The organism is Vibrio eleionomae (assembly GCF_009874545.1).
Classification (GTDB): domain Bacteria; phylum Pseudomonadota; class Gammaproteobacteria; order Enterobacterales; family Vibrionaceae; genus Vibrio; species Vibrio nitrifigilis.
The window spans coordinates 41,110-48,343 of sequence record NZ_WEKT01000039.1 but is presented as its reverse complement, the minus strand read 5'-3'; the positions used below and the strand labels follow the sequence as shown (position 1 = coordinate 48,343).

General features: G+C 45.1%; 3 protein-coding genes. All 3 read left to right on the top strand.

What is annotated here, in order from left to right:
* Positions 1 to 374 precede the first annotated feature (374 nt).
* Genes melB through F9817_RS17065 form a run of 3 tightly spaced genes read left to right on the top strand, consistent with a single transcriptional unit; the run spans position 375 to position 7,032 of the window.
* Positions 375 to 1,760 (top strand): melibiose:sodium transporter MelB, encoded by a 1,386-nt coding sequence (gene melB, locus F9817_RS17075; RefSeq protein ID WP_161157369.1) that lies wholly within the window; start codon positions 375 to 377, stop codon positions 1,758 to 1,760.
* Between the two features lie 52 nt (positions 1,761 to 1,812).
* Complete coding sequence (locus F9817_RS17070; RefSeq protein WP_161157368.1) at positions 1,813 to 4,902, top strand: beta-galactosidase; 3,090 nt, start codon at positions 1,813 to 1,815, stop codon at positions 4,900 to 4,902.
* 9 nt (positions 4,903 to 4,911) lie between these two features.
* Entirely contained in the window at positions 4,912 to 7,032 is a 2,121-nt protein-coding gene (locus F9817_RS17065) for an alpha-galactosidase (protein WP_161157367.1), read from the top strand.
* The last annotated feature ends 202 nt before the right edge of the window (positions 7,033 to 7,234 follow it).

Here is a 7,234-nt window from a genome sequence, read left to right as displayed (position 1 = left end):
ACTATACACCTTGTAATAGGAATATCTACCATTATTTTTCATTTATTATCATTTTAAGTATCTTTTAAATATGAAAGTGATGTGTTTTTTATAATTAGAAAATCAACTCAAAGATTAGGATTTAAATTAGCATGCTAATGGGAATAGCTAAACAATGAGCTTTCGCATGATGAATTTTAAGTAGATGTATATTAGGTGATTTTTTGAAAAACTGTGATGAGCTACGTGTTACAAAACATTTAGTGGAAACGTTTCCATCAGCTGCTATTTCGATCACAGTATTTAACAAATGGGGTACACATAATGACCTTTCTTTCGCTGATTTAACGAGCGGATGAACCATATATAAAAATATAAAAGAAAGGCGTGACCCTATGAATCCAACTCATGTGACCTACAAAACTAAGCTTTCATACGGCTTAGGGGCTCTCGGCAAAGACCTTGCTTGTGCGCCCATCTACATCTTTTTGATGTTCTATTTTACCGATGTGGTCGGCCTTTCGGCTGCTTATGTCGGCGCGGTATTCCTTGCAGCTCGAATCGTCGATGCGGTGACTGATCCCATGATGGGAATTGTGGTGGATAACACCCGTTCTCGTTTTGGTAAATTTAGGCCATGGATATTGATCGGTACGTTCGTCAATATGTTTGTCTTAATTGCCCTTTTTAGTACTCACCTTTTTTCAGGCACAGCAGCGTATGTGTATGCGGCGGCTATTTATATTCTTTGGGGCGTTACCTATACCATCATGGATATCCCTTTCTGGTCGATGATTCCGGCGATCTCTGATTCGCGTCCAGAACGAGAAAAATTGGTGGTGTGGCCACGTCTATTTGCCAGTGTCGCGTGGTTTATTGTCGGCAGTTACGGTTTGGCGATTGTCACGGATTTAGGCTCCGACGACCAAGGGAAAGGTTTCTTATATAGCGCATGTATTATCGCGGTATTGTTTCTTTTGAGCGCGTTAATTACCTTCCGTAATGTAAAAGAAAAAGTCCGAGTCCACGTTGCCAATAATGATAAATTTAGCCTAAAAGATACCCTGCATATCATTGGCGGTAACGATCAGCTAAAAGCGCTTATTGCGACTGTATTGTGTTTCCAAATTGCCAATTTGCTCGTCGGTGGTTTTGCGATTTATTACTTTACCTATGCCATGGGCGATAAAAGTTTGTTCCCTGCTTATATGATGATTGCGGGTGGGGCCGAAGTAGCTGGTGTGTTCTTATTTCCTAAGTTGGCTAACCTTTTACCGCGTAAGAATCTGTGGGTGGTGGCGTGTGGCTTACCCATCGTGTCTTGTTTATTGCTGTTGGCGATGAGCATGATTGCACCGGGTAACGTGGTTTTAATTGGTTTGTCGGGTGCGGCGATCAAGTTTGGTGTGGGTATTGCTAATGCGTTGCAAACGGTGATGTTGGCTGATGTGGTTGACTACGGCGAATACAAAATTGGCCGCCGTACTGAGAGCGTTATTTTTTCAGTACAAACTATGTTGGTGAAATTTGCGGGCGCAGCGGGTGCATTCATTGTCGGTGTCGGCCTTTCTGCGATTGGTTATGTCCCTAACGTCACTCAAAGTGACGGCACTATTTTAGGTTTGAACTTCATGATGATTGGTTTGCCAACCATTTTGATGTTGTTCAGCGCCATTATCTATAAACGTTTTTATCATCTTCACGAAGGCTTTGTTGCGCCGGACAGTTCAGATTTGCCAAATGCTGCTGAATTACAGCCGACCGCTGAGAAAACCGCTTAATGTATTTGGGGGAGCGCGTGGTGCTCCCTTGTTTTATTGCTACGAGGTTATTATGCGCACGTTTCACGATATTATTGCGAGCCAAGATTGGCAGAACTCAGCCATTGTTAAGTTGGGAACTTTGCCTCCTCATTCGCCCTTGCATCATTATTCAAGTCAAGATGCCGCTATTTCGGGCCAAAGCTCGCGCCAATATTTGAATGGTCAATGGGCATTTCATTTATTTTCTAAACCTGAATTGGTTCAGGCTGAAGTGGTTGCACCTCAAACAGATATTAGCCATTGGGATAAAATTGCTGTTCCAGGTAACTGGCAATTACAAGGCTTTGATAAGCCGATTTATACCAACGTAAAATATCCGTTTCCAGATAATGCACCTTACGTTCCAGGCGAGAACCCAACCGGGGTTTATGTCACTGATTTTACGTTAGATGACTGGCAGCAAGATTCGCTACGTTTGGTGTTCGAAGGCGTGAACTCGGCGTTTCATCTGTGGTGTAACGGTCACTGGGTCGGGTATTCACAAGACAGCCGGTTACCTGCCGAGTTTGACATTTCGCCACATGCAGTTGCGGGCACAAACCGACTCACCGTAATGGTGTTGCGTTGGTCAGATGGTTCATACCTTGAAGACCAAGATATGTGGTGGCTAAGCGGCATTTTCCGCGATGTATTTATCTATCGTAAACCTGTGGTTGGTATTGCGGATGTATTTATTCGTCCTGAGCTAGATGCCTGCTATTTACATGGTTCTTTATCGGTCACCACTAAGTTGACCCAAGCGAGTTCTGATCATCAAGTGTTTGTCGCCTTATATGATCAACAAGGGCAACCTGTGCCGGTGCAAGGTGAGACGTGTCTGCATACCAATACCTTCGAGGTGGATGAAAAAGGTGGCTGGAGCGACAGAACCGAACATGAGTTAAAAGTTGTTTGTCCTTATCACTGGACAGCGGAAACGCCCAACTTGTATCGCTGCGTGATTACCTTACTCGATGCTCAGGGCAAAGTGGTGGAATGCGAAGCTTACCAAATCGGTTTCCGCCATATCGAAATTGATGATGGGTTACTCAAAGTGAATGGCCAGCCACTGCTTATTCGCGGGGTAAACCGTCATGAGCATCATCCAACCACTGGGCACGCGGTGGATGAAGAGACCATGATTCAAGATATTGTGCTGATGAAACAGCACAACTTTAATGCGGTGCGCACTGCGCATTATCCGAATCATCCACGTTGGTATGAACTGTGTGATGAATATGGCTTGTATGTGGTCGATGAGGCCAATATTGAAACCCATGGCCAATTTCCTATGTGCCGTCTATCGGAAGATACTCAGTGGACCAACGCCTATATGCAGCGTATGCAAGGCATGGTTGAGCGCGATAAAAACCATCCATCCATCATTATTTGGTCATTGGGTAATGAGTCAGGCATTGGTTTTAACCATCACGCCATGTATCAGTGGACTAAGCAGCGTGATCCTTCAAGGCCAATTCAGTACGAGGGTGGCGGTGCTAACACTGCCGCGACAGATATTATTTGCCCGATGTACGCGCGTGTCGACCAATATCAAGGTGGCGCAAATCCGAAATTTGCGATCAAAGATTGGATCTGTCATCCCGGTGAACATCGACCGCTGATTTTGTGTGAGTACGCCCATGCGATGGGGAATAGTTTGGGTAGCTTCAATGACTATTGGCAAGCTTTTCGCGAATATCCCCGTTTACAAGGTGGCTTTATCTGGGATTGGGTTGATCAGGGATTAACCAAAACCGATGACAACGGTGTGAATTACTGGGCGTATGGCGGTGATTTCGGAGATGACATTAACGATCGTCAGTTCTGCATCAATGGTTTGATTTGGCCAGATAGGACCCCACATCCTACCTTACTTGAAGCAAAATATGCTCAGCAGTTTTATCGTATAGCTGCGGACAACAATCAGATCACTATCGCCAGTGAGCATCTGTTTAGTGAAGAGTCGCTGTTGTGCCGCTGGTCTGTGCTAGAAGATGGGGTTGAGATTGAACAAGGTGAAGTTGCGTTGAGTATCGCTCCGAATTCGACTCATCAAATTCACCTCACGTTAGATCAGAACACATGGAATGACATTCATCGTTATGATTTAAATGTCGATGTGATGTTGGCTCAATCAACACCATGGGCGCCAGTAGGGCACTCGGTCGCTCAGGCTCAATTTGCGCTTAAAGAAGCGTATCTAACCCCAGCGCTTCCTTGTATTGATGGTGAGCTAGAGATTGAAGAAAACGAACACCTCGTGATGATTCGTGCCGCGCACAATAGCTGGCAATTTGATCGCCAAAGTGGTTATCTGGACGATTGGCTGGTTAATGGTGTGCCACAACTTATTGAGCCGTTAAAAGATCATTTTTATCGTGCGCCGCTGGATAACGATATTGGTACCAGTGAAGTGGATCGCCCCGATCCAAATAGTTGGATGGCGCGTTGGAAAGCCGCAGGATTAGATCGCCTCGAATCTCATTGTACAGGCTTCAATATAGAATCGATGGCACATCAAGTGCTGATCAAAGTTGAATTTGCTCATAATGCGCTAGGTAACACCGTGTTGGTTTCGCAATGGCAATATCGTATTGATGCCCAAGGGGTCATGACCATTGATGTACAGGTGCAAAAACGTGCTCCATTACCTTCATTGGCTAGAATCGGCATGTGTGGTGCCATTCCACTGAATCATCACGTGAATTGGTTTGGCTTGGGGCCACATGAGAACTATCCAGATCGCCAATTAGCGGCGCGCATGGGACGTTACCAACGCACCATCGATGAGATGCATACACCGTATATTTTCCCGAGTGCCAATGGGTTACGCTGCAATACCCAAGAGCTATCCATTGGTGCACTGATTGTGAAAGGACAATTCCACTTCTCTGTTGGGCGTTACAGTACCGAGAATTTGGAGCAAGCTAAACATACCAATGAACTAAGAGCGGATCCTTTGTTGTATCTCAATATCGACGGTTTCCATATGGGAATTGGTGGTGATGATTCTTGGACGCCAAGCGTCCATCCAGAATATCTGCTGCAAGAAAAACAGTATCATTATCAAGTGACGTTTGTGTGTGATACGAAAGCGGTGCAAGAGACGGTACAACAATAGGAATGAACCATGAGTAATGAAATATACACACTGTCGGGCGAGCAATCGCAATTGATTTTATCGGTCGGCGAGGTGGCAGAAATTCTCTATTACGGGAAAAAACTGCACCATGGTTTTAGCAGCCATAATGCGAGCTCGGCATTGCGCCGAGCCATTCCTTATGGGCGTTTAGATGTGGATGTGCCGGTATCGCTTAATCCACAACTCGCACGTGGCAGTTTTGGCTCACCAGGATTAGAAGGCCACTGTAATGGCCTTAATTGGTCACCCGAATTTAAGATCGTATGTGTGGAGCAAAAGGATCATCAGATAGTCGTGGAGAGCTGTGATGAGCGAGCCAAACTAAAGCTCACCATTACACTTAAGCTGGATCAATATGATGTTTTACAGGTAAGCCAAACGCTGAATAACTATGGTGACAAAGGTTACAGTGTTACTCGTTTTGCCAATACGGTTCCTCTGCCTGAGCGCGCCAATGAAGTGCTATCGTATTTTGGTCGTTGGGTAAAAGAGTTTCAACAGACCCGCACTGTAATTAGCGCCGCTGGTTTTATTCAAGAAAATCGTCGCGGGCGTACCTCTCACGAACATTACCCAGCGTTGATGCTTGGCAAACAAGGATTTTCGGAGCAAGAAGGGGAAGTGTGGGGCGCACATTTGGCTTGGAGCGGTAATCATCGGATGCGTGTCGATGTGAAAGCCGATGGACGCCGGTTACTGCAAGCGGAAGCCTTGTATTTACCGGGAGAGATTTACTTACAGCCACAACAATCCATCACGACGCCAACTCTGTATATGAGTTACAGCAATACGGGTTTAAATGGTATGAGCGATCATTTTCATCAACATGTACGCCATGAAATTCTAGGAAATCGTGTTGCAAAACCGCGTCCAGTTCATCTTAATACTTGGGAAGGGATCTATTTTCAGCATGACCCTGATTACATCATGCAGATGGCAACTGAAGCCGCTGCTATAGGTGTGGAACGATTTATTGTTGATGATGGCTGGTTTAAAGGCCGCAACGACGATACCTCTTCATTGGGAGATTGGTTTATTGATGCAGACAAATACCCAAATGGCATTGCTGGATTAATCGATCATGTCCATCAACTCGGTATGGAATTTGGTTTGTGGTTTGAACCTGAAATGATCAATAAACATTCTGATTTGTATAGCCAGCATCTCGATTGGCTATTGGCCGTGGCAGATTATGATCAGCCGACCGGACGTCATCAATACGCATTAGATTTACAAAACCCTAAAGTGTCGGCGTATCTGTTTGAGCGTCTAGACCACTTTTTGAGTCAGTATGATATTGATTACGTTAAGTGGGATATGAATAGAGAAATCGTTCAGCCCGGCCATAATGATATGGCTGCGGGGGATGGTCAGGTACATGCCTATTACGAGTTGGTTGATAAACTGGTAGAAAAACATCCCGATGTTGATATTGAATCTTGTGCTGCTGGTGGTGGGCGCATCGATTATGAAGTGCTAAAAAGAACCCACCGTTTCTGGGCATCTGACAATAACGATGCATTAGAGCGACAACAGATTCAAAAAGGGATGAGCTATTTCTTCCCACCCGAGGTGATGGGCGCTCATATTGGTGCGGAGCATAGCCATACTACGCGAAGAACGCACACCTTATCGCTGCGGGGGATTACGGCGTTATTTGGCCATATGGGGTTAGAACTTGATCCTGTGAAAACCAGTGATGAAGACAAGCGTGCTTACCGGCATTATGTCTCGCTTCATAAACAGTGGCGTCCGTTGTTGCACACAGGAAGAACATATCGCCTAACCCTAGATGATGAATGTGCTCAACAAGGTGTCGCCGTGGTGGCGCCTGATCAATCTAACGCCTTGGTTTCGATTACTCAACTGGCCATGTCGACCTATTCCCTTTCTGGGGTATTGCGTATTCCGGGACTCAATGAGGAGAAACTGTATCGTATTGACGTATTGGATAAACCTGCCTTATTAGATGACATCGTGAATTGCCAACCAGAGTGGATGTATCAACCAGTAGAAGTCACTGGCGAGTGGCTAGCGCAAGTGGGTATCGCTATGCCATTGATGGATCCAGAAAGCGCGGTGTTGCTGGCGATATCGTTGATTGGGTAAGGGCTTTAACATGGACACACTTGATTTAAAATTGAGAGTGTGTCCTTATTTTCAACGTAGAATAGCTCTCTCTTCAAATTAGCGTCTTGCCTATCTCGCTGAAACAGTAGCTTGAGGTTATTTGGCATAATCGCTCCAACATCTGATTTATTCTCAACTTACAATTGTTTAGAGCCATTTTTTACGGTAAAAATACCAAAAC